The organism is Marinibaculum pumilum (assembly GCF_042646425.1).
Lineage (GTDB): Bacteria > Pseudomonadota > Alphaproteobacteria > Ferrovibrionales > Ferrovibrionaceae > Marinibaculum > Marinibaculum pumilum.
The window spans coordinates 1-26,859 of the sequence record NZ_JBHRTR010000001.1 but is presented as its reverse complement, the minus strand read 5'-3'; the positions used below and the strand labels follow the sequence as shown (position 1 = coordinate 26,859).

Genomic DNA, 26,859 nt, shown 5'->3' with positions numbered 1-26,859 from the left:
TCACCTCCAGACAGCCAACAGATGGCACTCCAATGGACATGACCACTAAACCGGACACCAGTGGGTCAAGCCATGGAATGACCGCGGCAGGGAAGGCGGTCGATCAGATCTGTGGATGCCGTAGGCTCGAGGGCCGATGCCGACGAAGTCGGCCCGTCACATCCCCTTTTCGGACGGGTCCCAGGGCCAGTAGCGGGCGATTGCGCCGGCATCCACCCGCAGGTCGGTACCGGTGATCATCGCCGCATCGTCGGAGGCGAGGAACACCGCCGCCCGGCCATAGTCGCTGGGCGAGGGCAGCTTCTGCATCGGGATCTTCGCGCGGTAGGGCGCCATCACGTCGGTCGCCGGCCGCTCCACCTTGCGGCCCCAGCGCTCCGCCCGGTCGAAGGATTCGGCGCGGTCGGTGGCCGTCGGCGTCAGGCTGTTCACCCGTATGTTGTGGCTCACCAGTTCCATCGCGGTGGAGCGGGTGAAGTTCATCAGCCCGCCCTTGGAGGTCGAATAGGCGACATTGCGCGGCTCGCCCTGGTGGCCGGCGGTCGAGATGATGTTGATGATGCTGCCGGGCAGCTGCCGCTCGATCAGGGACTGGGCGACATGCTTGGTGAACAGGAAGGCGCCGCCCAGGATGATGCCGGTCTGGCGCAGCCAGAAGTCGTAGGACATGTCCAGCACGCCCTGCTTGTTGAAGATGGCGGCGTTGTTGACCAGCACGTCGACCTTGCCGAACGTCGCGACTGCCTGCGCGACGGCTTCCTTCACCTGCGCCTCGTCGGTGACGTCGCAGGTGATGCCCAGGGCCTTCCCGCCCTGGCCCTGGATATAGGCGGCGCAGTCATTGGCGTTCTCAGCCACCGCGTCGACGGCGACCAGGGCCGCGCCCTCTGCGGCCAGCGCCTCGGCGATGCCGCCGCCGATATTGGGGCTGGTGCCCGTGACGATGGCGACCCGATCTTTCAGCTTCATCGGCGTTTCTCCCCCTGCGGCCTGCGCCGTTCAATTGGACTGACCATTCATAGAATGGACAGCTTCGGGTCACCAGGGGTAAGGCTCAAATCCAGATGTCGTTCTCCGCCGTCAGGGCGCCGCCGGCCTCGCCGGTATTCACCACCCCGCGCGGCTCGATCAGCATCACATGCGCCCCGGTCTCCGCGACGGGGCGATGCTCCACACCCTTCGGCACCACGTACATTTCTCCCGCCTGTAGCTCGACGGTGCCGTCGCGCAGCTCGATGCGCAGCGCGCCGTCGATCACCAGGAAGCATTCGTCGGTGTCGGGATGGTCGTGCCAGACGAACGCCCCCTGCAGCTTCACCAGCTTGAACTGGTAGTCGTTCATCTCCGCCACCACCCGCGGCGACCAATGGTCGTGGAACAGGGCGAGCTTGTCGCGGATGTTGACCGGCTTGCGGCTCATGGCGGCCTCCCCCCTCAGCGCAGCGGCAGGACGGACACGCCGCCGATGTCCGCAACGTCGCGGTTCGGCTCCGGCCCGCCGCGGTCGATGGCAATGAAGTCGGTCTCCCGTTCCAGCGCCAGGATCGCGCCGTGCCAGGTGCCGCGATGGTAGGAGATCGCCTGTCCCGGCCGCCCCTGGAAGGCGCGGATCCGGGCAGGGTCGGGGCCGTCGGCATCGGCCAGCGGCGGCGCCACCACCACCAGGAAGGGCGCCGGGGTGAGGGCGGCGAACAGCTGGGTCGACAGCGGGTGGCGCTCCAGGAACGGCACCGGGATCGCGCCTGTCGCCGGTTGCACCCGGTAGACGTCGAGCTTCGCCCGCCCGTCGCCGAAGTCGAAGGCGATCAGGTCGTCGAAGCGGATCGTGGTGCCGAAGCCGAGCCGCTTGCCGGTCGCCGGCTCCGGGTCGATCACCTGTCCGAACGGGGCGAAGGCGGCGGCGGTCAGCGGCTCCGCCTGGATCGTGGTTTCCGTCATCCGGGTCCTCATGCGCTGCGGGATGGCGATATCCTCAGGCGCGGATCGAGGATCGATCAAGCACGGATCGCAGACGCCTTGTGCATGGCGTCGCCCGGCATGTGCAACCAAAGTGCAGAGACCGGGCCGGGCCCGGGCCCGGGGCCGGTGGTCTGCAGTCTCGCGCGGTCCGCCCCGGTCGCCGGCCGTCTATGCGGCGGTGTCGACCGCCGCCCGCGCGAAGATCTCCGTCACCTTGGCGGCCAGGGCGCGGCCCAGATCGGCATTGTTCTGCGCGGTGAAATGGATGCCGTCCACGCCGTCGGTGCTGATCACCGTTCCGGCATCCAGGAAGTCGACCTTAAAGAAGGCGGCCAGCGCCGCGTAGTGGCGCGCCAGTTCCTTCGTCTTTTCGTGGCCGCCCTCGAACATGCCCTGGAACCAGGGATCGGGCATCGGGGTGAGGGGCGGCGGCGCGACGACCAGGGTGCGCGGCGCCGGGTAGGGGGTGCCGATGCCGCCGGCACTGCCGGCGATCTGGCCCACAAGCTTCGCCATCCCGTTGGCGATCTCGTAGGGGGTGCGGTGGAAGAAGGACTTCGTGTCGTTGGTGCCCAGCATGACGATCACCAGGTCCAGCGGCAGGTGGCTGGCCAGCGCGGACGGCAGGTAGGCACTGCCGTTCAGCCGGGGATCGGTGGGATCGTCCAGGTTGGTCGTGCGCGCGCTCAGCCCTTCCTCGACGATCTCGAAACCTGCTCCCAGATGCGCGGCCATCGCGCCGGTCCAGCGCTCCGCAAAGGGATAGCGCAGGGTCGGTGCGCCCTCGGCGACGGGGATCCAGCCCCAGGTCAGACTGTCGCCGAAGCACATGATGCGTCTGGTCTCTGTCATCGGCTTCTCCTCCTTCGGAATGTTGGTTCAGGCTTGGGTCAGGCATTGGCCCTGCGCAGCCCGTACAGGGTGGCGGCCAGCAGGATGATCAGGCCCTGGGCGACGAGCTTGCCCGGCTCCTTGATGCCCAGGGTGGTCATCACGACGAACAGCAGGGCAAAGGACAGCACGCCGAAGAACGGTCCCCAGACGCCGCCTTCGCCGCGGCCGAAGATCACGCCGCCCAGGATCGCGGCGGCCACCGCGTTCAGCGACAGGTCAAGGCCGAAGCGGATGCTGCCCACCGCGATGGAGGCGGTCTGGACCAGCCCGGCCAGGGCGGCCATCAGGCCGGAGATCGTATGTGCTGCGATCACGGTGCGCCGCACCGGCACGCCGGAGAAATGCGCCGCGACCGGATTGTCGCCAACGGCGGCCACGAAACGGCCGAACACGAAGCGCGACAGGAAGACCGCCATCAGGGCGGTCAGGGCGATCCAGGCCAGGATCGGCAGCGGCACCGCGAACAGCTTTGCATTGTAGGCGGCGTTGAAGACCTGCGGCACATTGCCGGGCGGCTTGCCGTTCGCCAGGAACTGCACGATGCCGATCAGCACGATGCTCACGCCCAGCGTGACGATCACGGCGGAGGCGCGCCTGATGCCGACCATCATGCCGTTGAACAGGCCGACCCCCAGGCCGGTGGCGATGCTGACGGGCACCAGAAGCTCGGGCCCGGCGGCGCCGAACATTCCGGAAGAGATGTAGTAGTTGACCAGCAGGATGATGCCGCCCGCCGACAGGTCGATGGAGCGGACGTTCATCACCAGCAGCTGCCCCAGGACGACGATGCCCAGCGGCGCCACCTGGCGGATGAAGACGCCCATGACGTTGAGGTTGAAGAGCTGCGGGCGGGTGAACCAGAGCACCAGCACCAGTACGGCGAAGACGTAGTAGGCCGGCGGCACGGCCGCCAGCCGCCGGAGGGTCGCATGGAAGATGGCCGCCATCGCGCTTCCCCTACAGGCCCATGAACCGGCGCGGCTGCAGGGCCACCACGACCAGGAGGATGGCACCCTTCACCGCCGTCTGGATGAAGGCCGACAGGTTCTCCAGGTTCATGCCGTTGGCCAGCAGGGCCATGATCAGGGCGCCGGTCACCGTGCCCTGCAGGCTGCCCACGCCGCCGGCCAGCTGGGTGCCGCCGAGCGCGACCGCGGTGATCGAATCCAGCGCGAAGGGGGTGCCGATATTGGGATCGCCGGAGGCGATGCGTCCGGCCAGGAAGCAGCCGGCCAGCGCGGCGAACAGGGAACAGGCGATATAGGCCAGCAGTACGTTGCGCCGGTCGGCGATGCCGAAGGCGCGGGCGATCTCGGGGCCGCCGCCGATGGCGAACAGGTGCAGGCCGAAGCGGGAGCCGTGGATCAGCTTCCAGCCCAGCAGCAGCACCAGCACCGCCCAGACCAGCGGCATGTAGATGCCCAGAACCTCGCCGGTGACCAGGTCGGTGACGATGGCGGGGATCGTGCCGCCGGCGACCGGCCGCAGCAGCATGGTGCCGCCCTGCACGATCATCATCATCGACAGGGTGGCGATGATCGGATGCACATGCAGCCGGGTGACGGCGATGCCGTTGACCGCGCCGACCAGCGCCGCGGCGAGGAAGGCGGCAGGCAGGACGACATAGCCGGGCGCATCGAGCGCCAGGATCGCGGTGGTCAGGCTGACGACCGCGCCGACCGAGAGATCCAGGCCGCGGACCAGGATGACCAGCATCTGCCCGATGGCGATCACCAGCAGCGGCACCGCCTGGGCGACGAGGTTCAGCAGGTTCTGGGCGTTCAGGAATTCTTCGCTGCGCAGCGCCAGCAGGATGCAGGCGATGCCGCCGATGAGCAGCGGTATCAACCACAGGCCCTGCCGCGAATTCTGCCCGGTCAGCAGCCGGCGCATGGTCGCTGTCATGTCGGTTCCGCTCCTGCGGTGATGGGCCGGGCTCTTGCGCCGGCGGCCGGCATGGACGCATCCACCTGCGGCCGGGTCATCAGCGCGGCATCCAGGATTGCGTGCTCCGTGGCCTCCCGCGCCGGCATCTCGCCGACGATCGTGCGGTCGTGCATCACGTAGATCCGGTCGCACAGGCCGATCAACTCGATCGTCTCGCGCGACAGGACCAGGATCGCGCCGCCGGCCGCCGCGAAGTCGCGCAGCTGCCGGTAGATCTCCGCCTTGGCACCGATATCGACGCCGCGGGTTGGTTCCTCCACCAGCAGGATGTCGCTGCCGGCCGCCAGGTAGCGGCCCAGCAGCACCTTCTGCTGATTGCCGCCCGATAGGGAGCCGACCGAAGCGGCCGGTCCCTGCGTCTTCACCGCCATCCGCGCAATGATTTCCGCGACCGCACGGCCATGGCGCCGCGCCAGCGCGAAGGCGCCGCGCGCGGCATGCAGGCCGATCGACAGGTTGTGCGCGACGGAGAGCTGCAGGAACAGGCCCTCGTCCTTGCGGTCCTCTGGCACGAAGCCCAGTCCGCGCGCCTGCAGCAGGCGGATGCCGGAGGCTGCCGGCACCGGCATCGGCAGGGCTTGGCCGCGGACCGTCACGGTGCCTGCGAACGGATGGAACTGGCCGACCAGGGCCCGCAGGAATTCGCGCTGCCCCTGTCCCTCCAGCCCGGCGAGGGCGACGATCTCCCCCTTGTGCAGGCTCAGCGCGAAAGGCCGGCTGTCGGCGGCCAGCCGGAACCCTTCGACGGACAGGACCGATGCGCCGGGTACGCCGCTGCGGGCGGGGAACAGGTCGGCGATGTCGCGCCCGACCATCATGGCGATCAGGCTTTGCGGCGTCACCTGATCCATCGCGCAGGTGGCGACGTTGCGGCCGTCCTTGAGGACCGTCACCGTGTCGCAGATCGCGAAGATCTCGTCCATGCGGTGGGAGATGTAGATGATGGCGTTGCCCTGCGCCTTCAGCTGCCGGATATGGCGGTTCAACATCTCGACGTCGGCGGCATTCAGGGCAGCGGTCGGCTCGTCCAGGATGTAGACCCGGGCATTGGCGGAGATGCCGCGGGCGATCTCGACGAACTGCCGCTGGGCGATGCTCAGCTCCGATACCAGGGTGGCCGGGTCCAGGTCGAGGCCGAGCGCGCGCAGGGTCTCGGCGCTGCGCGCCTGCATCGTCCGCCGGTCCACCGCGCCGGTCCGGGTCACCGGCTCCTTGCCGAGGAACAGGTTCTCCGCGATCGACAGGTTGGGCAGCAGGGAGAGTTCCTGGAAGACGGTCGAGATGCCGCGGTCGAGCGCCTCCCGCGGGGCGCGGAGGCGCAGCGGCGCGCCGGCCATCCTGATGCTGCCGGCATCGGCCTCCACCACGCCGGCGAGGATCTTCATCAGGGTCGACTTGCCGGCCCCGTTCTCGCCCATCAGCGCATGGACGGAGCCCGCGCGCAGGGTGAGTGCGACACCGTCCAGCGCGACACTGCCGCCATAGGCCTTGCCGATCCCGGACATCTCGATCAGGGCGGGTTCAGGTGGCGCGGACTCGGGGGAATGCTGCATCGGCATCGCCGGGAAAAGGGCGCGGCCGGCGTTGCCGGCCGCGCGGTCGAGGCGGGTACGGCTATTTCGTGCCGTAGTACTTCTGCAGATCTTCTTCGCTCAGGCTGGTGGGGAACCAGACATTCGCGGAGAGGTCGGGGCGATGATGCTGCTTGACCTTCTCCAGGTCCCAGCCTTCCGGCCAGTAGACATAGCGCTTGTGCAGCGGCTTGCCTTCCAGCAGCGCAACGGCGGCGCGGATCCCGGCGGCGCCCTGCTCCGGGCCGTACTCGGCGGAGATCGACCTGAAGCCGTCGTTGATCCACTGGCCGAAGAAACCGTTATTGCCCTCGCCGGTGATCGGCGGGATCGGTGCCCCGAACTGCTTGAACACGTCGACGCAGGCGCGGGTCATGTCGGCGCCGGACGACCAGATGCCGTCCACGTCGGGATCGTTCAGGAAGAAAGTCTCGCAGACCTTCTTGCCGTTGTCGTACTGCCAGGCGCCGACATCCTCGGCGACGATCTCGACCTCGCTGCCCTCCAGCGCCTGGAGCAGGCCCTTGTAGCGGTTGATATCCTCCGGATGCGCCGGCAGGCCGCGCAGCACCCAGATCTTGCCCTTGCCGCCAAGCTCCTTGACCAGCCAGTCGCCCATCACCTTGCCGAAATTCTGGGCGCCGCCCTGGATGTCGACGGTGAAGGCGTCGGTCTCCGTCAGGCCGGTATGGACGATGACGGGAATGCCGGCGGCGACCGCCTTCTCGATGCCCGCATCGGCGGAGGTCGGCGTCAGCGGCGTGACGATCAGCGCATCGACCTTCTGCGCGATCAGGTCCTCGATATCGGCGACCTGCTTGGCCTGGCTGATATTGGCATCCAGCAGGATGAACTTGCCGATCCGGTCGTCGCGCGCGGCCGCCGCCTCGGTGTCATGCGCCATCTGCACGGTCCAGGTATTGGCGTTCACGCCGAAATGGCTCATGCCGATGGTCCAGGGCGGCGCCGTCTCGAAGGCGCCGGCCTCCGTCATGCGGGCATCGTCCGGATGGGGGGAGACGCCCTCCATCAGCACGACCTCCTCGGCCTGCGCCGTCGTTCCGGCGATCAGGGCGGTGCCCAGGATCAGGCCTGCTGCGAATCTCTTCGCGACTTCGAACATTGGTGATTTCCTCCCGACTGAATCGTTGTCGTTCCGCCTCGTCGATGCGAGGTGCCTTGTCCGGCACGGTGGCGCCGGCAGGATCGGCCGGGCCGATGCGATGCAGTGTTCGGCGGCGGGCACGCAGGTACGGCTTCCGCGCCGCCGTTCGGCGGTGCGGACGAAAGCCCTGCGGAATGTCGTGCCTGTGCCGGTTCGCTGAAAGCCTTGCCGGACATTCGTCGCCGGCGGCGCTTTTTCGCTTCGGCTGCTGACGCAACCGGCCCTGATCGTCCTCCTCCGCAGATGAAAAAATCACGGGCCGTGGGGCCTGTCAATAGTTAGTCATTGTGAATGAATAATTGGCCCTGGCCCGAACGCTCTTGCTCCGCGCCGGGCAGCGCCGCATGTTGCGGCGGACCCGGAAGTCCGCAGGGAGGCGGGCTTGCCGGCCTGGCGGCGACCTGCCGGACGCGAGATCGGGACAACGACATGCGATCCATTCTCTGCTTCGGGGACTCCAACACCCACGGCCAGATACCCGGGATGGGGCCGCTCGACCGCTATGCGCGCGAGCAGCGCTGGCCGGGCATCCTGCAGGCACAGCTCGGCGCCGGCTGGCATGTCATCGAGGAAGGGTTGAGCGGCCGCACCACCGTCCACGACGACCCGATCGAAGGGGCGCACAAGAACGGCCGCCTCTATCTGCGCCCCTGCCTGCAGAGCCATGCCCCGCTGGACCTGGTGATCCTGATGCTGGGCACCAACGATCTGAAGGTGCGCTTCCACATGCCGCCCTCGGAGGTGGCGATGGGGATCGGCTGCCTGGTCTACGACATCAAGGAACTGGCGCCCGGACCGCGCGGTGCGGTGCCGGAGATCATGGTCGTGGCGCCGCCGCCGATGCTGGACGACATCAAGGAATGGGAATCGATCTTCGCCGGCGCGCAGGAGAAATCGCGCCGGCTGGCCCTGGAATTCGAGATCATCGCCGATTCCCTGGAAGTGCATTTCTTCGACGCCGGCTCCGTCGTGGCCTGCAGCCCGGCCGACGGCTTCCACATCGATGCGGCGGCACATGAGGCGCTGGGCGTGGCGCTCGCCCAGGAGATCGAGGCGATCGGCTGGGCCGATGCCGCCGGCTGAGCCCGCCCGCACGGCAGCGATGACGAGGTTCGCCCTTGCCTGACATGAGGTTTGCGCCGCCGAACCCGCTGCGGATCGCCGATCGCGCAAGCGGCCTCAACGCGCTCAGCGTACGCAGCTACAATGAGCGGCTGGTGCTGTCGCTGCTGCTGCAGAACGAGGGCATCTCCAGGATGGAGATCGGCGAGCGAACCGGCCTCTCGGCGCAGACCGTCTCGGTGATCGTGCGGTCCCTGGTGCAGGAGGGGCTGGTCGCCAAGGGCGAGGCACAGCGGGGCCGGGTGGGGCCGCCGACGATCCCGCTCTCGCTGAACCCGGAAGGCGCCTATGCGGTGGGCATCGGCTTCAGCTATCGCTGGATCGACATCGTCCTGATCGACTTCGTCGGCACCGTCCGCTTCCATGCCCGGCTGCCGCTGCCGGCCCTGCGGGAGGCGGATGCGCCGCTGCTCGCGGCGGTGCGGGATGCCATTGCCGTGCTGCCCGCCGCCCAGCAGGCGCGGGTTGCCGGCATCGGCCTGGCGCTCCCGCAGGACGTGGAGGCGGGCGAAAGCCTTGCCGACGGCAGCCTGGCGGAATCCGGCGCGCTGCAGGGCCGGATCGAGCAGTCGGTCGGCCTGCCGGTCTTCCTGCAGAACGACGTCACGGCGACCGCCGGTGCGGAAAGCATGTTCGGCGTTGCCAAGACCCTGGACGATTATCTGTTTTTCTTCCTGGGCGCGCGGCTGCGTGGCCGCCTGGTGCTGAACCATCAGATCTACTACGGCAATTCCGAGGTCAGCTTCGACACCGGCCTGCTCCGGCTGGAGGCGGCGCTGGCTGCGGCCGGCCGGCTCGACGGCTCGCTCTGGGACGGCGACAGGGACTGGCCCGACGGCGGTGCCGCCTTCGACGCCTGGCGCCGGCAGTGCCGCGACCGGTTGCGGCAGTCGATCGAGGGGCTGACCCAGTTCATCGAGCTGAAGACCGTGGTGCTGGCCTCCTATGCGCCGGCGCGGATCTGTCAGGGGATCTGCGACGACCTGACCTCGGTCCTGCCCGGCGTGAGGGCCGTGGCCAGCGGCATCGGTACCTCGGCGAAGGCGGTGGGTGCGGCGAGCCTGCCGTTCAGCTCCCGCTTCATGGTCCAGTGAGCGTCGGGGCGGACGTCCCATTATGCAATAAAATGCACTTGCCTTGAGCGGAATCAGGCGGCAGGAATGCATTATATGTCATAAATACGACCTGGCGCGGTGGGCCGAAGCGGCTCTGCCGCAGCGATCGGGTCAAGGGGAGCGGAAACGACATGAGCATGGACTCGGCCAATGCGGCCCTGTACTTCGTCGACCGTCACACTGGCGAGGGCCGCGGCGACAAGACCGCCTTCCGTGAGGCCGCCGGCGCGAAGCGCGAGATCAGCTATGGCGCGCTGGCGGCGCGCACCGCGCAGATGGCGGGGGCGCTCGCCCGGACCGGCATCCGCCGCGACGAGCGCGCGCTGATGCTGATGCTGGACAGCGTCGATTTCCCGGTGATCTTCTGGGGTGCGATCAAGGCCGGGGTGAACCCGATCCCGCTGAACACCCTGCTGTCGACCTCGGTCTATGACGAGATCTTCCACGACAGCCGCGCCTCCTGTCTGTTCGTCTCCGCCGCTTTGTACGACACCGTCGCCGCCGCCCTGCCGCTGAACCCCTTCATCCGCAAGGTGGTGGTTGTGGGTGGCCCGGTGCCGGAGGGCGCGCCGGACGGCACGGAGGCGTTCGACGATTTCATCGCAGGCGCCGAAGCGGCCGAGGCGGTGATCGCGGACGAGGACGAGGTCGCCTTCTGGCTCTACTCCTCCGGCTCCACCGGCCGGCCGAAGGGGGTGAAGCATGTGCATGGCAGCCTGAAGGCCACCTCCGACACCTATGGCGCGCAGGTGCTGGGCATCGCCGAAGACGACCTGCTCTATTCGGTGGCGAAGCTGTTCTTCGCCTATGGCCTGGGCAATGCGATGACCTTCCCGATGTCGGTCGGCGCCACCACGATCCTGTTCGACGGCCGGCCGACGCCGGAGACGGTCTCCGCCATCCTCGCCGAGCAGCGGCCGACGATCTTCTGCGGCGTGCCGACCCTCTATGCCGCGATCCTGGACTATTGGGACGGAAGGGCCGCGCGGCCCGACGCGCCGCTGCGCGCCTGCATCTCCGCCGGCGAGGCGCTGCCGGAACAGATCGGCCGCAAGTGGAAGGCGGCCTGGGGCGTCGACATCCTGGACGGCGTCGGCTCGACGGAGATGCTGCACATCTTCCTGTCGAACCGGCCGGGGCAGGTGGTCTACGGCACCTCCGGCACCGCGGTGCCGGGCTACGAGCTGCGCCTGGTGGACGAGGCCGGCAACGAGATCGCCGCCCCGAAGGCGGGCGAGGAGCCGAAGGTGGGCGAACTGCTGGTGCGCGGCGCCTCGGCGGCCGACGGCTACTGGAACCAGCGCAGCAAGACCCGCACCACCTTCGAGGGCGAATGGACCCGTACCGGCGACAAGTACGAGCTGACGCCGGAGGGTCGCTACGTCTATTGCGGCCGCACCGACGACATGTTCAAGGTCTCCGGCATCTGGGTCTCGCCGTTTGAGGTGGAGCAGGCCCTGGTCTCCCACCCCGCAGTGCTGGAGGCGGCGGTGGTCGCCTGGCGCGACGAGGAGGGGCTGGAGAAGCCGAAGGCCTATGTCGTGCTGAAGGGCGGCCGGACCGATCTCGACCTGGAGGCGCTGAAGGCGCATGTCCAGAAGCTGATCGGCAAGTGGAAATATCCCCGCTGGGTCGATGTGGTGCCCGAACTGCCGAAGACCGCCACCGGCAAGATCCAGCGTTTCAAGCTGCGCCAGGGGGCGTGAGGGGGCGGCGGGGCCCGCTGTTCGAGATCGGCTGCGGCTGCACGCGTGAAGTGGACGCGCGCCATGTTCAGGCGATCACGACTGCCGGTCTGCGACCCGCGTCCTGACCCGCGCCTGCATGTCGTCCCAGGAGAAATCCTCGGCGATGCCGCTGGCCAGGCCGGCATCGATCGCACGGTCCAATGCCTCGAGACGCTGCCGCCGTTCTTCCACCAGACGCAGGCCGTCGCGGACCACCTCACCGGCGGAGGCATAGCGGCCGGAGGCGATTTCGTCGGCGATCAGCCGCTCGAAATGCGGCCCCAGGTCGATCGGTGTCATCTTTGCCACTGGCGGCTCCCGGCTGCGCACCCCGTCGATACTAGAAGCGATTGGCCCCGGCGCAAATCGTACCGTGTCATGCCGGCCCGCTGCGGATCGCCTCCGGCAGGCCGGCGGGCAGCGCCCCCAGGGCGCGGGCGGCGGCCAGGACGGCGAGGGTATAGCCGTAGGGGCCGGCGCCGCAGATCACCGTTGTCGCACTGGACGAGACGATCGAGTGCCGGTGCAGCTCGTCGCGGGCATGGATGTTGGAGAGGTGCAGTTCCACGATCGGCCCGGCGAAGGTGCGCAGCGCATCGACCAGGGAAACCGAATAGAACGACAGGCCGGCCGGGTTGATCACCAGCGCCTGCGAGGTCCGGCGGGCCGCATGGATAAGATTGATCAGCTCGCCCTCGACATTGGACTGCCGGAAGACGAGCTCGATGCCCAGGCTGCCGCACAGGTCGCGGCAGCTGTCTTCGATCGCCGCCAGGGTGGTGGTGCCGTAGATCTCCGGCTCGCGTTCGCCCAGCAGGTTCAGGTTGGGTCCGTTCAGGATCGTCAGCTCGGCCATGCCGCCCTCCCGTGCCGCCGACTGCCTTTCCGGGCGCGGCGGAGCCACCGGGCCCGCCGTCATCCTCGGGCCCAGAGTTCCGCGCCATTGGCCGAGGATCATGGCAGGACGGCACCGCTGCAAGAATGAGCGGCGTCGCCGAGCGTTGATCGATCCCCGGGTCGGGCCCGGGGATGACAGGAACTATTGGGGCGCCGAAGCGCCAGGGTTGTCAGAACAGGTCGAAATATTCCCGCTGTTCCCACTCGGTGACGTCGAGGTTGAAGCGCTCGACCTCCGCCCGCTTGATGGTCAGGAAATAGTCCACGAAGGGCTTGCCGAACGCCTCCGCCACGAACGGGCTGTCGGCCATCGCCGCCAGGGCCTCCGGCAGCGAGGTGGGCAGGCGCGGGCTGTCATTGTCGTACGGCGTGTCGACCGGCGGCGGCGGGGTGAGCCCGCGGTTCAGGCCGTCCAGGCCGGCGGCGATCTGCGAGGCGAGGTAGAGATAGGGGTTCGCCGCGGGCTCGCCCAGCCGGTTCTCGATCCGCGAGGCGGGGTCGCCCTTCTGGCTCAACACCCGCAGCATCACGCCGCGATTGTCGCGGGACCAGCTGGCCCGGTCCGGCGCCAGCGAATTGGGGCGGTAGCGGCGATAGCCGTTGATCGTCGGCGTGGCGAAGGCGGCCAGGTCGCGGGCATGGGCCAAGAGGCCGGCCAGGTAGGCCATGCCGGCCGGCGGCAGCACCTCGTCCCCGTCCGGGATAAAGGCGTTGGTGCCGGTGTTCCGGTCGACCAGGGACTGGTGCAGGTGCCAGCCCGAGGACATCACCGACGGCATCTTCGGCCGGCACATGAAGGTGGCGTGGATGCCCTCCCGCCGGCAGACCTGCTTCACCGCGTTGCGCAGCATCATCATCTGGTCGGCGGGCAGGATCCCGGTCGCCGGCTGGAAGGTCAGCTCCAGCTGGCTGGGGCCGAACTCCACGTCGATGGAGCGCAGCGGCAGGGCCAGCCCCTCGCAGGTGGCGCGGATCACCTCCACCAGCGGGTCCAGCTGGTCGTAGCGCAGCTCCGTCAGGTACTGGAAGCCCTGGGTCAGCAGCTCCACCTCCGGCGGGCTGCCGGGCTGCCCGGCATCGCCCAGGCCAAGCTTCGGGTCGGTGATGCGGAACAGGTGCAGCTCCACCTCCAGCCCCGACATGAAGTCGTAGCCGGCCTCGCCCAGCGCCGCGACCTGGCGGCGCAGCAGGTCGCGGGTGGCGAACGGCACCGGCTTGCCGTCGGGGAAATAGAGGTCGCAGAGGATCCAGCCCGAATGCGGCGCCCAGGGCAGGGTGCGGAAGGTGGCCGGGTCGGGGACCATGATGACGTCCGCCGCACCCTGCAGCTGCCGCTCGCCGAAGCCGCCGCCGGCGGTGAAGACCGGAAAGACCGTCTTGTGGGAGGTGTCCTTCAGCAGCAGGGTGGAGGTGATCGGGAAGCCGTTGCGCAGGCCCGACAGGGCGGTGCCTGTGACCAGGGTCTTGCCGCGCAGGATGCCATGCTGGTCGGGGAAGACGAAGCGCACCACGCCGCAGGCGCCGGTGCGCAGCCGCTCCTCGACCTCCTGTCCGGCCTTCTCCTGTTCGTCTGTCCAGAGGCCGTGCCGGTCTACGAAGCTTGCCATTTCGATGCTCAGCTCGCGCGGTCGAACTGGGCGGTGTTGGCGTCCTCGAGCCAGGGGCATTTCGCCCGCTTGCGCTGCTCGCCGGCGCGCCAGGCGTTTTCCCATTCCGCGCTCGGCGCCACCAGGTCGATGGTCGCCGGGCCGGTGATCGTGCCGGCATCCTCCTCGCCCAGGGCGAGCAGCGGGGCGCGCGCCTCCTCCACATCCTTGATCGCCTTCATCAGCAGGCGGCGATAGGTGACGATGCCCTTGTCGGTGGCGCCCAGATGCTCGCGGGTGCGGTCCTGGATGCGGCCCTGGCTCTCCACCGCCCACTGGTCGTGCACGTTGATGTCCTCGCCCATGCCGGTATAGGTCCGGTCGCGCTGCTCCGCGGCGTCATAGCCATAGTCGTTGGACCGGTTCCGCCGCGAGCGGTAGTCCGGCAGTTCGTAGAGTTCCAGGCGCTGGGCGCGCATCGCCTCCTTGTCGACCGCATCGGTGAAGCTGGTGAAATAGGCGTACCAGTAGCAGCTGACGTCATCGACCGGCACATGCCACTGGGTGATCGTCATCTCCGGGCTGAGCGGGATGACGAAGCCGTGCGGGAAGATCATGTTGGTGACCCGGACATGCATCTTCGCCTCGTCCAGCTTGCGCAGGGCGAACAGGCGCATGCCGTAGTCGGTGGTCTCCACCTGCAGCTCCGGGCAGTCGAACTGCCGCAGCACCTGGGTCATGGTCAGGTCGGAATCGGTCGACTTCGCCCGGAACTGCTTGCCATAGGCGGAGTCCGGGTCCTCGTCCTCGAAGAAGCGGTGCAGGAAGGAGGCATGGGCCGGGTCGATGCCGACCTCCAGCGCCTGCAGCCAGTTGCACTCGATCAGCCCCTTGAAGGCGAAGACATGGCTGTCGGGCGCGGCGAAGCAGTCGAAGGCGGGAAAGGCCGGCGCATCGCCCCCGCCGATATAGGCGAAGATCATGCCGTTGCGCTCCACCACCGGGTAGGAGGGCTGCCGGACATGCTGGCAGATCCGGCTGGTCGGCGGTTCCGCCGGGGTCTGCAGGCACTTGCCCTCGGTATCGAACAGCCAGCCGTGGAAGACGCAGCGCAGGCCACCATCCTCCAGGCGGCCGAAGGCCAGGTCGGCGCCGCGATGCGGGCAGTCGCGGTCCAGGAAGCCCAGCCGGCCGGCCTCGTCGCGGAACAGCACGAAGTCCTGGCCCAGCAGGCGCACGGCGCGCAGCGGCCGGTTGCCGGCCAGTTCGTCCGACAGCGCGACCGGTTGCCAGTAGCGGCGCATCCAGTTGCCCGCCGGCGTGCCGGGGCCGATGCGGGTCATGCGGTCGTTGCGGTCCTGGGTGATCATCCTTGGCCTCCCGCGAATGGGCGGAACAGGTGCCGTCGGCCGGTACGTTGCCGCATGGACAGGCGCCGGCCGTTGTGGCAATGTTCGACTAACGAACAAACGTTCGGAAATTATACATTCATCGCGACCGGCCGGGCAAGCCGCCGGCCGGCCTGTGTCGAAGGAACCGCCATGGCGCGTCTGCGCAAGGATGACGCGGAACGCCGCAGCCGGGAGGCGGCGGGGCCGGATTTCTCGGAGGCGCTGGCCCGCGGCATGCGGGTGATCCGCGCCTTCAACGAGGAGGCGCGGCAGATGACCCTGTCGGAGCTGGCGAAGGCGGTCGACCTGCCGCGCGCCACCGTCCGGCGGGTGCTGCTGACCTTCGTGCATCTGGGCTATGTCGAGGCGGAGGGGCGGCTGTTCCGCCTGACCCCGAAGGTGCTGGACCTGGCCGCCGCCTTCCTGTCCTCCAGTGCCGTTTCCACCGTGCTGCAGCCGACCTGCGAGCGGATAACCAAGGAACTGGGCGAGACCTGCTCCACCGCCGTGCTCTACGGCACCCAGGTGGTGATGATCGCCCATGCCGCGCCGCCGCGCTTCATCGATGTCGGCCCAGGGGTCGGCTTCCGCCTGCCGGCCTGGTGCACCTCGCTGGGCCGGGTGCTGCTGGCGGAGCTGACGGCGGCGGAACGCGACGCGCTCCTCGACCGCTCCGACCTGGCACCGGCGACCTCGCACACGGTCACCGGCCGCGGCGACCTGCTGGACCGGATCGCGGCTGCCGGCGCGGACGGCTATGCGATCGTCGACCAGGAGGCGGAGCTGGGGTTCCGCTCCGTCGCGGTGCCGCTGCGGCGGCTGGACGGCAAGGCGGTCGCGGCGCTGAATGTCGGCGCCCGGGTGGAGGCCGCCAGCCTTGACACCTTGCGCGACCGCTTCCTGCCGGTCCTGCAGCGCGAGGCGGCGGCGCTGCGCACGCAGCTCCTGTAGGTCCGGCTACCGCCGCTGCCGCACCGCGTCCCACTTTTCCTGCGGCCAGCGCAGCAGGTCCTCCGCACCCGAACTGCGCAGATGCGCCCCGCCGTCGATGGCGATGGTCTCGCCGGTGATATGCGCCGCCGGACCGGAGAGCAGGAAGGCGGCGAGGTCGGCCAGTTCGTCCGTCCGACCGAGCCGGCCGTCGGGGATCCATTCGGCGAGACCGGCGAAGCCGCCCTCATCCCCGTCGCCCGCGCCGGGCCGCAGCTGGCGGGCGGCGGTCTCCGTCTCGAACGCGCCGGGTGCGATCGCCACCATGCGGATACCCTTCGGCCCCCATTCCACCGCCAGGCTTTTCGTCATCGCCTCCAGTCCCGCTTTCGCCATCTCCGACGGGGCGGTGAAGGCGCGGCCGGTGCGGGCGGAGGTGGAGAGGATGGAGAGCACGGTGCCGCGGTCGCCGGCATCGATCCAGCGCCGCCCCGCCTCCAGGGTGGCGTAGAGCGCGCCGTGCAGGCTGGGCCCCAGGATCGCGTCGGCCGCCCGCGCCGAAAGGCGTTCCGTCTGCGCGATGAAGTTGGCGGCGGCGTTGTTGACCAGCACGGTCAGCGGTCCGTCCTGCCAGATCCTCTCCATCATGGCGGCGACGGCCGCCGGGTCGCGCAGGTCGCAGGGCAGCGCCGTTGCGCGTTCTGCATGGCGCGCGATGGCGGGGGCGGCAAGCGCCGCGTCCAGCCGCTCCGGGCTGCGGCCGCACAGCACCACCGACGCACCCAGGTCCAGGAACCGTGCGGCCATGGCACGGCCCAGATCGCCGCCGCCACCAGTGACCAGGATCCGTTCGTCGCGCAGCAGATCGTCCCGGAACATCGGCTCCCCCCTCCCAATCGGACCCGGCATTATTCCCCAGCATTATCCCCCAGCGTTATTCCGTGGGCATTGCCGGCCTGCGATCCTGCCTCTAGGCTAATATCCGAACCGATGTTCGGTGATCGAACAAAACCGAGGCCTGCCGGGTGACAGAGACCGCAAAGACAAGCACCGACCGCCCGCGCCATGTCACCGTGATCGGTGCCGGCATCGTCGGCGTGTGCAGCGCCGCCTACCTGCAGCGGGCGGGCTTCGCCGTCACCATCGTCGACCGGCTGGAACCGGGCATGGCGACCTCCTTCGGCAATGCCGGCTCGCTCAGCCCCAGCGCAGTGCTGCCGGTGGCGATGCCGGGGATGTGGAAGCGGGTGCCCGGCTGGTTGATGGACCCGCTGGGGCCGCTCACCGTGCGCTGGCGCTACCTGCCCTTCGTCGCGCCCTGGCTGGTCCGCTTCCTGCGCCACGCCCGGCCGGAGGAAGTGCGCCGGGTCGCCACCGCCATGTCCAGCCTGATGACCCCGGTCTTCGACTGCTATGAGCCGCTGTTGAAGGCGGCCGGGGCGGAGGACCTGGTGCGGCGCAACGGCTGCCTCTACGTCTACGAGACGGAGGCGGAGTTCGCCGCCGCCGGCCGCCTGCTGCAGCTGCGCCGCGAGCTGGGCGCACAGCTCGACGTGGTCGGCCCGGAGGAGATGCATCAGCTGGAACCGGCGCTGAACCGCAAGTTCGTGAAGGGCATCTTCGCCCCCGACAACGGGCGCACCGTCGACCCCTCCGCCCTGGTGAAGGCGATCGCCGGCCAGGTGGCCGCCGATGGCGGCGAGATCCTGCAGGCGGAGGTCCGCGACATCGAGATCGGGCCCGACGGGCCGACGGCGCTGGTCACCGCCGACGGGCGTCTGCCGGTCGACGGGCTGGTGATCGCCGCCGGTGCCTGGTCGAAGCGGCTGGCCGGCCGGCTGGGCCACAGGGTGCCGCTGGAGACGCAGCGCGGCTATCACGTCACCTTCGCCGATCCCGGCATTACCGTGAACCGCACGGTGATGTGGAATCGGCGCAGCGTTTTCGCCAACCCGATGGCGCCGGGCCTGCGCATCGCCGGGACGGTGGAGCTGGCCGGGCTGGACGCCGCGCCGAACTACGACCGCGCCGACCGGCTGGGGGAGATCTGCCAGGAGATGTTCCCCGACCTGCAGGCCGCCCGGCCGTCGAACTGGATGGGGCACCGGCCCTGCCTGCCCGACAGCCTGCCGGTGATCGACCGCGATCGCCGCTTCCCGAAGACAATCTTCGCCTTCGGCCACCAGCATGTCGGCATGTGCTCCGGCGCGCCCACCGGGCGGCTGGTGGCGCAGCTGATGGCGGGGGAGGCGCCCGCGATCGACCTTTCGCCGTTCCGCATCGACCGCTTCTCATGACCGCTACCGACCTGGCGGTCGATATCGGCGGCACCTTCGTCGACGTGGTGGCCCGTGGCCCGGACGGGGCGCTGCGGATCGCCAAGCTGCCCTCCAGTCGCGCCGCGCCAGAGGCGGCGATGGCGGCGGCGCTGGACACCGCCCTGGCGGAGCTGGCGATCGAGCCCGCGCAGGTCGCCAGCCTGCGCCACGGCACCACGGTGGCCACCAACGCCCTGGTGGAGCGCAAGGGCGCGCGCCTCGGCCTGATCACCACCGCCGGATTCCGCGACGTCCTGGAACTGGGCCGGCAGAACCGCCGCGACCTTTACGACCCGGTGGCGCGCCCGCGCGCGCCGGTCTTCCTGGTGCCGCGCCGCCTGCGGCTGGAAGTGGCGGGCCGCATCGCCGCCGACGGAACGGAAGTCGAGCCGCTGGACGAGGCGGCGGTCGCCGCTGCGGCGGACGACCTGGCCGCCGCCGGGGTGGAGGCGGTCGCCATCGTCTTCCTGTTCGCCCATCTGGACCCGGCGCATGAGCGCCGCGCGGCGGAGATCCTGCGCGATCGCCAGCCGGGCCTCGCCTTGTCGCTGTCGTCGGAGGCCGATCCCCGCCCGCGGGAGTTCGAGCGCACCGGCGTCACCTGCTTCGACGCCTATGTGAAGCCGGTGGTGGGCCGCTACCTGGACCGGGTGGCGGCGCATGCGGCATCGGCCGGAATCGCCGCGCCGCTTCAGGTCGTCACCTCGGCCGGCTGGCTGCAATCCGCAGGGCGGGTCGCCGGGGTGCCCAGCCGCCTGCTGCTCTCCGGCCCCGCCGCCGGGGTGCTGGCCGCGGCCACCCTGGCCCGCGACCTGGGCGAGGCGAAGGTGGCGACCATCGACATCGGCGGCACCACCTCGGACCTGGCCCTGGTGCTGGACGGCGTTCCGGCGATCCGCCAGGGCGGCAGCATCGACGGGCACGACCTGCGGGTGCCGATGGTCGATGTCGCCGCGATCGGTGCCGGCGGCGGCTCCATCGCCCGGGTGGCGGCCGGCGGCAGCCTGCAGGTGGGGCCGGAGAGCGCCGGTGCCGATCCCGGGCCCGCCTGCCTGGGACTGGGGGGCGAGCGGGCGACCCTGACCGATGCCTCCCTGCTGCTGGGCTATCTGGACCCGCAGGGTTTCGCCGGCGGCCGGCTCGCGCTGCGGCCCGACCTGGCGGAGGCAGCGATCCGCCGCGACCTGGCGGCGCCGCTCGACCTGCCGCCTGTGGCGGCGGCGCTGGGCGCGCATCGCATCGCCAACGTGCAGATGGCCAATGCGCTGCGGCTGGCGGCGCTGGCCCGCGGCCTGGATTCGCGCGACCTGACCCTGATGGCGATGGGCGGGGCGGGCGGCCTGCATGCAGCGGCGATCGCCGGCCTGGCCGGCATCCGCCGGGTGGTGGTGCCGCCCGCGCCGGGCGCCATGGCGGCCATCGGCCTGTTCTGCGCGCCGGTGACCCAGGCCTGCGAGCAGCCGCTGATGCGGGCCTCCGACGATATCTTGCCGGGCGAGATCGTGCTGATCGGCCAGGCCCTAGCGGGCGAGGCGGAGATGCTGATGCGGGCGGAGGGGGTGCCGGCCGGCCGCGACCGGCTGCATTTCGAGGCGGACCTGGCCTTCGCCCGGCAGAGCCATCCGCTGACCCTGGCCTTCGAGCCCGAGGGCGAGGATCCGGTGGCGGCGCTGGGGGCGATGCTGGAGGCGGAGCATGAGCGACTGTTCGGCTTCCGCCAGTCCGGCGCCTGGAAGCTGTTCGCCCTGCGGGCGGTCCGCCAGGCGCCGCCGCTGGTCGACCGGCTGCCGCCGCCGGCCGCTGCTGCGGCCCGTCCGCCCGCGACGCGCCGGGTGGCTTTCGACGCCGATGGGCCTGTCCCTGCCGACGTGCTGGACAGGGCCGGCCTGGGCGCTGGCGAGACCGTGACCGGGCCGGCGGTGATCGCGCAGGCGGACAGCACCACCCTGCTGCCGCCCGGCTGGTCCGCAACGGTGCTTTCCGGCGGCAGCCTGCTGCTGCAGCCGGCGGCGGGCGCGGCACGATGAGCCGGCTGGACGATATCGGCGTCGATGTGCTGCGCCACCGGCTGGAAGGGGTGGCGCAGGCGATGCAGGAGGCGCTGATGCGCAGCGCCCATTCGCCGATCGTGAAGGAAGGCATGGATGCTTCCGCCTGCCTGTTCGACGCGGCCGGGCAGGCGCTGGCGCAGTCGCAGTCGATCCCGCTGCATCTGGGCGCGCTGATCCCGTCGGTGGCGGCGATCCTGGACCGCTTTCCGGTCGCCGGCATGGCGGACGGCGACCTCTACCTGATGAACGACCCGTTCTGCGGCGGCACCCACCTGCCGGACCTGACCCTACTGCGGCCGATCCTGCTGGACGGGGTGCCGGCGGCACTGGCCGCCAGCATGCTGCACCACCAGGATGTCGGCGGGCTGCGGCCCGGTTCGGTCCCTGCCGATGCCCGCGAAGTGTTCCACGAGGGCCTGCGGATCCCGCCGCTGAAGCTGGGCGCCGCCGACCGGCCGGAGCCTGCGGTGCTGCGCCTGCTCTGCCTGAACAGCCGCACCCCGGAGGTGATGGAAGGCGATCTGGGCGCGCAGGTGGCGGCCGCAGTGACCGCCGCCCGCGCCGTGCGGGAGATCGCGGGCGAGATCGGGCCGGAGGCTTTCGCCGACGGCGCCGCCCGCCTGCTGGACCGCAGCGAGGCGGCGGTGCGCGCCGCCCTGGCCGGCCTGCCCGACGGCCGCTACACGGGCCGCGACGCGTTGGACGATGACGGGGTCGATGCCGGCGTCCCGGTACCGGTCGCCGTGACCCTGGAAGTCGCGGGCGACAGCCTTGTCGTGGATTTCGAGGGCTCCGCCGCCCAGGTCGCCGGGCCGGTGAACAGCGTCGCCTCGGGCCCGCTGGCGGCCGCGCTCTATGCGCTGCTCAGCCTGGCGCCGCGCGGCACCCCGGCCAATGCCGGCGCTTTGCGGGCTCTGGACCTCCGCCTGCCGGAACGCAGCGTGGTGAACGCCGCGGCGCCGGCGGCTGTCAACGGCCGCATGGCGACGGTGCGGCTCTGCATGTCGGCGATCCTGCAGGCCCTGGCGCAGGCCGCGGCCGGGCGGATGCCGGCGGCCAATTCCGGCATGTCGCTGGTGCTGGCCTTTTCCGGCCGCTGGCCCGACGGCCGGCCGTTCATGTTCGGCGAAATCGTCGCCGGCGGCGCCGGGGCCGCGCCGGATGCCGACGGCGCCGACGCTGTCTCCACCGATGTCGGCAATGCCATGAACATGCCGGCGGAGATGCTGGAGGAGGCGGCGCCCCTGCGGGTCGTCGCGGCAGGCCTGCGGCCGGGCTCCGGCGGCGACGGTACCTGGCGCGGCGGGCTGGGCATCCGCCGCTGCTACCAGGCGCTGGCCGACGGCATTCAGGTCACCCACCGCGGCGAACGCTTCCGCAATGTGCCGGCCGGCAGCGCCGGGGGCGGCGCGCCGGCACCGGCCGCGGCCCGGGTCGAACGGGCCGACGGCCGTATCGAGACATTGCCGTCGAAATGCAGCCTGGTGCTGAACCGGGGCGACCGCCTGACGGTGGAGACCTGTGGCGGCGCCGGGCTGGGCGATCCGGCCGCGCGCCCGGCTGCGGCCCGGGCGGGCGACAAGGCAGATGGGAAGGCTGGGATTTCTGTTGAGCGATAATGAATTATTGTTTAACAGAAAACATTCGCTGATCGCCCGAAAGGTGCCGCCATGCCTGCCGCTTCAACCGCCATGCCGCCGGACGAATCCGGCCTCCGCCGCCTCAGCGGTGTCCTCGTGCTGCTCTGCCTTGCCCTGGCCGTCGCGCTGCCGCTGGCCGTCGTCTGGACCTGGGCAAGGACCGAGCCGGCGGCTCTGGCGGCGCAGGCCGGCCTGCCGCCGGGCGCGGTCCTGGCCAACTGGCAGCTCTGGTTCGGCGGACTGCTGGCGATGCTGCCGTCCCTGCTGCTGGCGTCCGGTCTGATATCGGCCGCGACCTGCTTCGGCCTGTTCCGGCGGGGCGCTTACCTGACGGGCGGCAATGTCGCGGCGCTGCGTGCCTTCGGCGGCCGTGTCGCGTTGTCGGGACTGGCCGGCCTCCTGGTGCCGACCCTCCTCGCGCTGCTGCTGTCGGTGGGGCAGTCGCCGGGACAGCGCGCCCTGGTGCTGACCCTGGAGAGCGGGCCTGTGATGGCCCTGGTCTTCGGTGGTGCCGTCTGGGCGATCTCGGCGGTGATGGCGCGGGCGGTGGCGATCGCCGAAGACCATGCGCAGATCGTCTGATGCCGGTCGAAGTGACCCTGGACGTGATGCTGGCGCGGCGGCGGGTGCGTTCCAAGGACCTGGCGGTGCAGGTCGGCATCACCGAGGCGAACCTCTCCCTGCTGAAGCAGGGCAAGGTGAAAGGCGTGCGTTTCGAGACCCTGGGGCGGATCTGCGCCTGCCTGGACTGCCAGCCGGGCGACATCCTGCGCTATGTCCCGGACAGGGGAGAGGGATCCGATGAGGCAGCGGGTCCTGGTGGCGCTCCTGCTGCCGATGCTGCTGAGTAGCTGCGGCGGCTGGGACTGGCGGGCGACGGGCCGCGACCTGTTGGCCTCCGCCTGCGAGGGCGCGCGGCAATGCCGTGCCGATGGCGGGCCGGGCTACCGTCCGCCGGCCGACTGGCCGCCGCCGCGCATCGTGCCGGACTGACCGGCCGGCCGCCCCGCCAACGGAAACGGCCGTCCCGCCAGGGATGCGGGACGGCCGTCCGATCCGGCAAACCGATGGGCCGGTTGCCGGGGAGGGTGGGTGAAGGTGCGGCCGTTCAGGCGGCCCGCACCCGCGTCAGGAAGCTGTCGACGGACTCCCGCAGTCCATCGGACTGGCGCTGCATCTCGCCCGCGGACTGGCGGACCTCGCCGGCCACCTCGCCGGTGGTGCGGGAGGCATTGCTGACATTGGCGATGTTGCTGGAAACCTCCTGCGTACCGGCGGAGGCCTGCTGCACGGAATTGGCGATCTCCTGCGTGGCGGCGCCCTGCTGTTCCACGGCGGAGGAGATAGAGGTCACCACCTCGCTGATCTGGGTGATGGTGCCGCTGATCCCCTTGATCGCCGCCACCGCGTCGGTGGTGGCCGACTGGATGCCGCCGATCTGCGCGGCGATCTCCTCGGTCGCCTTGCCGGTCTGCATCGCCAGGCTCTTCACCTCCGAGGCGACGACGGCGAAGCCCTTGCCGGCCTCGCCCGCGCGGGCGGCCTCGATCGTGGCGTTCAACGCCAGCAGGTTGGTCTGGCCGGCGATGTCGTTGATCAGCTTTACCACATCGCCGATCTTCTGCGCGGCTTCCGACAGGCTCTGCACCTGGCGGTCGGCGCGCTCCGCCTCGCCGACGGCGGCGCTGGTCATGGTCGTGCCCTGCGCCACCTGGCGGGAGATCTCGCTGATCGAGGCGGAGAGCTCCTCGGCGGCGGAGGCGACGTTCTGGACGTTCTGCGCCGCCATCTCGGACGCGTTCGCCGCGGCGTTGGACTGGGCTGTTGCCTCGTCGGCGCTGCCGGACATCCGTTCCGACAGCTGCGACAGCTGCTCGGCCGCGCTCGTGAAGCCCTGCAGGGCGGCGGAGGCCTGCTCGTCGAACTCCGAGGTCAGGCGCGCCAGAGTCTGGGCACGGCTCTCCGCCGCCTCCCGCTGGCGTTCGCGCTCCGCGGCCTGCTCCTTGCCCAGTTCGTCCGCCCGCTTCACCGCGTCCTTGAAGACCTCGACCGTGCGCGCCATCGCGCCGATTTCGTCGCGGCGGTTGGTGTCGCGCACCTCCGCGCCGTAATCGCCCGCTGCGGCGGCCTCCATCGTGCCGGTCAGGCGCTTCACCGCACTGATGAAGGAACGTGCAACGAAGAAGGAGAAGATCGCGGCGATCAGCACCAATACCACGCAAAGGCCGGCACTGAAGGTCATGCGGTCCTCGAAGGCGGCCTCCTTGTGCATCACCAGGTCGTTCAGGTTGTTGCCGACCCGTGCCTCGACCTCACGCATCAGGGCGAGTTCGGCGCTCACCGCATCGAACCACTGGGGACCCTCGATGTCGCCGGTATTCCCGGTGGTGGCATATTCGATGACCACCTGGGTCATGCGGTCGACCGCCTCGACCGCCGGGCCCTGCATGCTCTGCTCGTAGAACTCGACCTCCGGCACCGAGGCATAGCGACGGAACAGCTCCAGCGATCCCTCGCGGGCGTTCATCACCTGCACGAAGCGGCGGTAGGTGGGTGTGTCGAAAAAGCCCATGGAGAAGCCGATGCCGCCCAGGGCGCGTTCCTGGCCGAGATATTCGGTGGCCTGCAGAAGCGCTGTATAGGCGGTCATCGCGTCGGAGATATCCGCGTCGGAACCCAGCCGCGCTGCATATTCCATCAGCTTCAGGATCTGCGCGTTCAGCGCGTTGTACTGGGCCACCGCCTCTTCGGGCGAGATGTCGCCCGCCTCCACCCTGGCCCGCAGCTCCGCCAGACCGTCCAGGCTGGCGCGGATCGCATCGACATCGCCGGCGAACTTCGTGCCGAAGCCGGCCGGCGGCGTTTCCGACAACGCGGTGGCCATCACCTCGCGGGTCGCTTCCGTCGCGGCGACGGCGTCCCTCAGCGCCGCTTCGGCGTTGCCGTCGGCGAGCTGCAGGGCGGTGCGACCGCGCTCGTTCTGCAGCTTGGCCAGCAGGTCGGCGAAGATCGGCGTCATGTCGACCAGTTCCACCAGGCCGCCGCTTTCGATGCCTTCGTGCGACTTGACGGTGAAATCCTCGGCACCCTGGCGGATCATCAGGGCCGCCAGCGCGATCATGCCAAGAATAGGCAGCAGGACGGCGAGGCCGATTTGGACCGAGAGGCCCATGCTCGTGAGGATTCTTGTCATGCTTCTACACCTGTTGTTGTTCTGGCCTGCCGATCCCTGCTGCACGCAGCAAGGCCGTTCGCGGCGTGGAAACCGGAATCGCGGGCAATGCCCGTCGGCGCCTCTCCCCTTCGGCACCGATTCCGATGCCGCTCGGTCAGGATCAGCCGAAAGGCGTAAAAAGCTTCTTAATGGCAACGAATATTTGTGCCCTGTGCCGGATTTCTGCTCAGGGCGTGCAGGACGGCCGCCGCGGACTTACCGTCGCCAGGCGCGGGGAAGAGGCACCTCACGCCCGCCGGTCAGGCCGCGGGGGCGGAAAAGCAGGATCGCCATCAGCACGATCGCCAGCCCGACCTCCAGGAGGCCCGGCGGCGCCTTCACCGTCAGGCCGAACAGGTCGAAGCCCGTCTCCACACGCCGCAGCAGCTCGGAGACGATCGCGATGGCGGCGGTGCCGACGACCGCGCCGGCCAGGCTGCCGGTGCCGCCGACCACCAGCATGGCCAGGGTCAGGAAGGTCACGCCGAGGTAGAACTGCGCCACGTTCGCGGTGCCCAGGAAGTGCACCTGCAGGACACCGCCCAGCGCGACCAGGGCCGCCGAAAGGGTGAAGGCCGCCAGCCGGACCCGGTGGACATGGATGCCGACCGAGCGTGCCGCCGCCTCGTCCTCCCGCGCCGCCCGCAGCGCCAGGCCCAGGCGGGTGCACTGGAACAGGTAGGCCACGATCATCGCGCCCAGCGCGCAGGCGAAGGCGAGCCAGATGTTGACGTAGACCGGCAGGCCGACCAGCGAGGAGGTGCCGCCGGTCAGCGAATCCCAGTTGGAATAGATCACCGTGACGATCATCAGGACCGAGAAAGTGCCGATCGAGGCCGCGATCCCCGACAGCCGCATCAGGGGGATGCCGACCAGGAACGCGATCAGCGCGGCCCAGGCCATCGCGATGCCGGCGCCCAGCGCCGCCGGCAGCTCGCTCTCCTTCAGGACGGCGGGCAGGTTCGCCATCAGGATCTTCTTGATCTTCAGCGGCGTGACGGTCCAGGCGGAGGCATAGGCGCCCAGCATCATGAAGGCGCCATGGCCGAAGGAAAGCACGCCGGAATTGCCGATGAAGACATAGAGCCCGACCACCATCACCAGCTTGATGAAGGCCTCGGTGATCACCCGCTGCAGGACCGTCGGCGCCTGCGACCCCAGCACCGCGACCAGCGCCAGCGGCACCGCCAGGGCCAGCAGCGGCCAGAGGAAGCGCAGGACGGCGTTCATCGGGCGAGGCCGCGAAACGATGCCGTCATCCTCGGGCCTGACCCAGTGCTGTCCGGCACGATTTCGGATGACGGGGTGCATGGCATTGATTCTACTTGGAAA

At 69.9% G+C, this 26,859-nt stretch carries 25 protein-coding genes; 10 read left to right on the top strand and 15 right to left on the bottom strand.

Annotated elements, in window-relative coordinates; translation table 11 throughout:
- Window positions 1-156: 156 nt before the first annotated feature.
- The 8 genes from ACFOGJ_RS00125 to ACFOGJ_RS00090 all read right to left on the bottom strand — a co-directional run bounded on the left by ACFOGJ_RS00125 (window position 157) and on the right by ACFOGJ_RS00090 (window position 7,494).
- Window positions 157-969, bottom strand: a complete 813-nt coding sequence (locus ACFOGJ_RS00125) for an SDR family NAD(P)-dependent oxidoreductase (protein ID WP_379897338.1) — start codon at window positions 967-969, stop codon at window positions 157-159.
- 85 nt (window positions 970-1,054) lie between these two features.
- Window positions 1,055-1,420, bottom strand: a complete 366-nt coding sequence (locus ACFOGJ_RS00120) for a cupin domain-containing protein (RefSeq protein WP_379897337.1) — start codon at window positions 1,418-1,420, stop codon at window positions 1,055-1,057.
- A 14-nt stretch (window positions 1,421-1,434) separates the two neighbouring features.
- The gene (locus ACFOGJ_RS00115) at window positions 1,435-1,938 is read right to left on the bottom strand and encodes an ureidoglycolate lyase (protein ID WP_379897336.1); all 504 of its coding nucleotides are present in this window, start codon (window positions 1,936-1,938) and stop codon (window positions 1,435-1,437) included.
- Between the two features lie 189 nt (window positions 1,939-2,127).
- Complete coding sequence (locus ACFOGJ_RS00110; protein WP_379897335.1) at window positions 2,128-2,811, bottom strand: SGNH/GDSL hydrolase family protein; 684 nt, start codon at window positions 2,809-2,811, stop codon at window positions 2,128-2,130.
- Window positions 2,812-2,849: 38 nt separating this feature from the next.
- The gene (locus ACFOGJ_RS00105; protein WP_379897334.1) at window positions 2,850-3,800 is read right to left on the bottom strand and encodes an ABC transporter permease; all 951 of its coding nucleotides are present in this window, start codon (window positions 3,798-3,800) and stop codon (window positions 2,850-2,852) included.
- Window positions 3,801-3,810: 10 nt separating this feature from the next.
- A complete protein-coding gene (locus ACFOGJ_RS00100; RefSeq protein WP_379897333.1) occupies window positions 3,811-4,758 on the bottom strand; it encodes an ABC transporter permease in 948 nt (315 codons plus the stop codon).
- Window positions 4,755-6,353 carry a sugar ABC transporter ATP-binding protein gene (locus tag ACFOGJ_RS00095; protein WP_379897332.1) on the bottom strand — a complete coding sequence of 533 codons (1,599 nt, stop codon included), beginning with the start codon at window positions 6,351-6,353 and terminating at the stop codon, window positions 4,755-4,757. The genes ACFOGJ_RS00100 and ACFOGJ_RS00095 overlap by 4 nt, the downstream gene beginning before the upstream one ends.
- 61 nt (window positions 6,354-6,414) lie before the next feature.
- Complete coding sequence (locus ACFOGJ_RS00090; protein ID WP_379897331.1) at window positions 6,415-7,494, bottom strand: substrate-binding domain-containing protein; 1,080 nt, start codon at window positions 7,492-7,494, stop codon at window positions 6,415-6,417.
- 471 nt (window positions 7,495-7,965) lie between these two features.
- Between ACFOGJ_RS00090 and ACFOGJ_RS00085 the strand changes: the two genes are divergently transcribed.
- The 3 genes from ACFOGJ_RS00085 to ACFOGJ_RS00075 all read left to right on the top strand — a co-directional run bounded on the left by ACFOGJ_RS00085 (window position 7,966) and on the right by ACFOGJ_RS00075 (window position 11,479).
- The gene (locus tag ACFOGJ_RS00085; protein WP_379897329.1) at window positions 7,966-8,619 is read left to right on the top strand and encodes an SGNH/GDSL hydrolase family protein; all 654 of its coding nucleotides are present in this window, start codon (window positions 7,966-7,968) and stop codon (window positions 8,617-8,619) included.
- Between the two features lie 44 nt (window positions 8,620-8,663).
- Entirely contained in the window at window positions 8,664-9,752 is a 1,089-nt protein-coding gene (locus ACFOGJ_RS00080; protein ID WP_379897340.1) for an ROK family transcriptional regulator, read from the top strand.
- A 152-nt stretch (window positions 9,753-9,904) separates the two neighbouring features.
- Entirely contained in the window at window positions 9,905-11,479 is a 1,575-nt protein-coding gene (locus ACFOGJ_RS00075) for a benzoate-CoA ligase family protein (protein ID WP_379897328.1), read from the top strand.
- 75 nt (window positions 11,480-11,554) lie between these two features.
- Here ACFOGJ_RS00075 and ACFOGJ_RS00070 read toward each other — a convergent pair whose 3' ends face one another.
- The 4 genes from ACFOGJ_RS00070 to ACFOGJ_RS00055 form a co-directional block, all read right to left on the bottom strand.
- Window positions 11,555-11,800: a type II toxin-antitoxin system ParD family antitoxin gene (locus ACFOGJ_RS00070; RefSeq protein ID WP_379897339.1), complete on the bottom strand. Its 246-nt coding sequence runs from the start codon at window positions 11,798-11,800 to the stop codon at window positions 11,555-11,557.
- A gap of 76 nt (window positions 11,801-11,876) precedes the next feature.
- Complete coding sequence (locus ACFOGJ_RS00065) at window positions 11,877-12,356, bottom strand: type II 3-dehydroquinate dehydratase (protein ID WP_379897327.1); 480 nt, start codon at window positions 12,354-12,356, stop codon at window positions 11,877-11,879.
- 211 nt (window positions 12,357-12,567) lie between these two features.
- Window positions 12,568-14,004, bottom strand: coding sequence for a glutamine synthetase family protein (locus tag ACFOGJ_RS00060; RefSeq protein WP_379897326.1), 1,437 nt, complete (start codon window positions 14,002-14,004; stop codon window positions 12,568-12,570).
- A gap of 8 nt (window positions 14,005-14,012) precedes the next feature.
- The gene (locus ACFOGJ_RS00055) at window positions 14,013-15,353 is read right to left on the bottom strand and encodes a Rieske 2Fe-2S domain-containing protein (protein ID WP_379897325.1); all 1,341 of its coding nucleotides are present in this window, start codon (window positions 15,351-15,353) and stop codon (window positions 14,013-14,015) included.
- Window positions 15,354-15,524: 171 nt separating this feature from the next.
- Between ACFOGJ_RS00055 and ACFOGJ_RS00050 the strand changes: the two genes are divergently transcribed.
- A complete protein-coding gene (locus tag ACFOGJ_RS00050; RefSeq protein WP_379897324.1) occupies window positions 15,525-16,325 on the top strand; it encodes an IclR family transcriptional regulator domain-containing protein in 801 nt (266 codons plus the stop codon).
- Window positions 16,326-16,331: 6 nt separating this feature from the next.
- On the opposite strand, the gene ACFOGJ_RS00045 is transcribed toward ACFOGJ_RS00050, so the two are convergent.
- Entirely contained in the window at window positions 16,332-17,183 is an 852-nt protein-coding gene (locus ACFOGJ_RS00045; RefSeq protein ID WP_379897322.1) for an SDR family oxidoreductase, read from the bottom strand.
- A gap of 146 nt (window positions 17,184-17,329) precedes the next feature.
- Between ACFOGJ_RS00045 and ACFOGJ_RS00040 the strand changes: the two genes are divergently transcribed.
- Genes ACFOGJ_RS00040 through ACFOGJ_RS00015 form a run of 6 tightly spaced genes read left to right on the top strand, consistent with a single transcriptional unit; the run spans window position 17,330 to window position 23,306 of the window.
- On the top strand, window positions 17,330-18,601 hold the full coding sequence (locus tag ACFOGJ_RS00040) for an NAD(P)/FAD-dependent oxidoreductase (protein ID WP_379897321.1): 1,272 nt from the start codon (window positions 17,330-17,332) through the stop codon (window positions 18,599-18,601).
- Window positions 18,598-20,649, top strand: coding sequence for a hydantoinase/oxoprolinase family protein (locus ACFOGJ_RS00035; RefSeq protein ID WP_379897319.1), 2,052 nt, complete (start codon window positions 18,598-18,600; stop codon window positions 20,647-20,649). Before ACFOGJ_RS00040 ends, ACFOGJ_RS00035 begins: the two co-directional genes overlap by 4 nt.
- Window positions 20,646-22,292: a hydantoinase B/oxoprolinase family protein gene (locus ACFOGJ_RS00030; RefSeq protein WP_379897317.1), complete on the top strand. Its 1,647-nt coding sequence runs from the start codon at window positions 20,646-20,648 to the stop codon at window positions 22,290-22,292. Before ACFOGJ_RS00035 ends, ACFOGJ_RS00030 begins: the two co-directional genes overlap by 4 nt.
- A 51-nt stretch (window positions 22,293-22,343) precedes the next feature.
- Window positions 22,344-22,895 (top strand): hypothetical protein, encoded by a 552-nt coding sequence (locus ACFOGJ_RS00025; RefSeq protein ID WP_379897316.1) that lies wholly within the window; start codon window positions 22,344-22,346, stop codon window positions 22,893-22,895.
- Window positions 22,895-23,164, top strand: a complete 270-nt coding sequence (locus ACFOGJ_RS00020) for a helix-turn-helix domain-containing protein (RefSeq protein WP_379897315.1) — start codon at window positions 22,895-22,897, stop codon at window positions 23,162-23,164. Before ACFOGJ_RS00025 ends, ACFOGJ_RS00020 begins: the two co-directional genes overlap by 1 nt.
- A complete protein-coding gene (locus ACFOGJ_RS00015) occupies window positions 23,115-23,306 on the top strand; it encodes a hypothetical protein (RefSeq protein WP_379897314.1) in 192 nt (63 codons plus the stop codon). The genes ACFOGJ_RS00020 and ACFOGJ_RS00015 overlap by 50 nt, the downstream gene beginning before the upstream one ends.
- A 115-nt stretch (window positions 23,307-23,421) precedes the next feature.
- Here ACFOGJ_RS00015 and ACFOGJ_RS00010 read toward each other — a convergent pair whose 3' ends face one another.
- On the bottom strand, window positions 23,422-25,506 hold the full coding sequence (locus ACFOGJ_RS00010) for a methyl-accepting chemotaxis protein (RefSeq protein WP_379897312.1): 2,085 nt from the start codon (window positions 25,504-25,506) through the stop codon (window positions 23,422-23,424).
- A gap of 237 nt (window positions 25,507-25,743) precedes the next feature.
- On the bottom strand, window positions 25,744-26,757 hold the full coding sequence (locus ACFOGJ_RS00005) for a branched-chain amino acid ABC transporter permease (protein ID WP_379897311.1): 1,014 nt from the start codon (window positions 26,755-26,757) through the stop codon (window positions 25,744-25,746).
- Between the last annotated feature and the right edge of the window lie 102 nt (window positions 26,758-26,859).

What these genes read in the sequence shown, in the direction of transcription:
- ACFOGJ_RS00120 (WP_379897337.1), bottom strand. Translation starts at nt 1,420, where the DNA reads ATGAGCCGCAAGCCGGTCAACATCCGCGACAAGCTCGCCCTGTTCCAC.
- ACFOGJ_RS00050 (WP_379897324.1), top strand. Translation starts at nt 15,525, where the DNA reads ATGGCGCGTCTGCGCAAGGATGACGCGGAACGCCGCAGCCGGGAGGCG.
- ACFOGJ_RS00110 (WP_379897335.1), bottom strand. Translation starts at nt 2,811, where the DNA reads ATGACAGAGACCAGACGCATCATGTGCTTCGGCGACAGTCTGACCTGG.
- ACFOGJ_RS00125 (WP_379897338.1), bottom strand. Translation starts at nt 969, where the DNA reads ATGAAGCTGAAAGATCGGGTCGCCATCGTCACGGGCACCAGCCCCAAT.
- ACFOGJ_RS00115 (WP_379897336.1), bottom strand. Translation starts at nt 1,938, where the DNA reads ATGACGGAAACCACGATCCAGGCGGAGCCGCTGACCGCCGCCGCCTTC.
- ACFOGJ_RS00045 (WP_379897322.1), bottom strand. Translation starts at nt 17,183, where the DNA reads ATGTTCCGGGACGATCTGCTGCGCGACGAACGGATCCTGGTCACTGGT.
- ACFOGJ_RS00005 (WP_379897311.1), bottom strand. Translation starts at nt 26,757, where the DNA reads ATGAACGCCGTCCTGCGCTTCCTCTGGCCGCTGCTGGCCCTGGCGGTG.
- ACFOGJ_RS00015 (WP_379897314.1), top strand. Translation starts at nt 23,115, where the DNA reads ATGAGGCAGCGGGTCCTGGTGGCGCTCCTGCTGCCGATGCTGCTGAGT.
- ACFOGJ_RS00010 (WP_379897312.1), bottom strand. Translation starts at nt 25,506, where the DNA reads ATGACAAGAATCCTCACGAGCATGGGCCTCTCGGTCCAAATCGGCCTC.
- ACFOGJ_RS00030 (WP_379897317.1), top strand. Translation starts at nt 20,646, where the DNA reads ATGAGCCGGCTGGACGATATCGGCGTCGATGTGCTGCGCCACCGGCTG.
- ACFOGJ_RS00090 (WP_379897331.1), bottom strand. Translation starts at nt 7,494, where the DNA reads ATGTTCGAAGTCGCGAAGAGATTCGCAGCAGGCCTGATCCTGGGCACC.
- ACFOGJ_RS00105 (WP_379897334.1), bottom strand. Translation starts at nt 3,800, where the DNA reads ATGGCGGCCATCTTCCATGCGACCCTCCGGCGGCTGGCGGCCGTGCCG.
- ACFOGJ_RS00055 (WP_379897325.1), bottom strand. Translation starts at nt 15,353, where the DNA reads ATGATCACCCAGGACCGCAACGACCGCATGACCCGCATCGGCCCCGGC.
- ACFOGJ_RS00060 (WP_379897326.1), bottom strand. Translation starts at nt 14,004, where the DNA reads ATGGCAAGCTTCGTAGACCGGCACGGCCTCTGGACAGACGAACAGGAG.
- ACFOGJ_RS00035 (WP_379897319.1), top strand. Translation starts at nt 18,598, where the DNA reads ATGACCGCTACCGACCTGGCGGTCGATATCGGCGGCACCTTCGTCGAC.
- ACFOGJ_RS00100 (WP_379897333.1), bottom strand. Translation starts at nt 4,758, where the DNA reads ATGACAGCGACCATGCGCCGGCTGCTGACCGGGCAGAATTCGCGGCAG.
- ACFOGJ_RS00025 (WP_379897316.1), top strand. Translation starts at nt 22,344, where the DNA reads ATGCCTGCCGCTTCAACCGCCATGCCGCCGGACGAATCCGGCCTCCGC.
- ACFOGJ_RS00095 (WP_379897332.1), bottom strand. Translation starts at nt 6,353, where the DNA reads ATGCAGCATTCCCCCGAGTCCGCGCCACCTGAACCCGCCCTGATCGAG.
- ACFOGJ_RS00020 (WP_379897315.1), top strand. Translation starts at nt 22,895, where the DNA reads ATGCCGGTCGAAGTGACCCTGGACGTGATGCTGGCGCGGCGGCGGGTG.
- ACFOGJ_RS00065 (WP_379897327.1), bottom strand. Translation starts at nt 12,356, where the DNA reads ATGGCCGAGCTGACGATCCTGAACGGACCCAACCTGAACCTGCTGGGC.
- ACFOGJ_RS00085 (WP_379897329.1), top strand. Translation starts at nt 7,966, where the DNA reads ATGCGATCCATTCTCTGCTTCGGGGACTCCAACACCCACGGCCAGATA.
- ACFOGJ_RS00080 (WP_379897340.1), top strand. Translation starts at nt 8,664, where the DNA reads ATGAGGTTTGCGCCGCCGAACCCGCTGCGGATCGCCGATCGCGCAAGC.
- ACFOGJ_RS00070 (WP_379897339.1), bottom strand. Translation starts at nt 11,800, where the DNA reads ATGACACCGATCGACCTGGGGCCGCATTTCGAGCGGCTGATCGCCGAC.
- ACFOGJ_RS00075 (WP_379897328.1), top strand. Translation starts at nt 9,905, where the DNA reads ATGAGCATGGACTCGGCCAATGCGGCCCTGTACTTCGTCGACCGTCAC.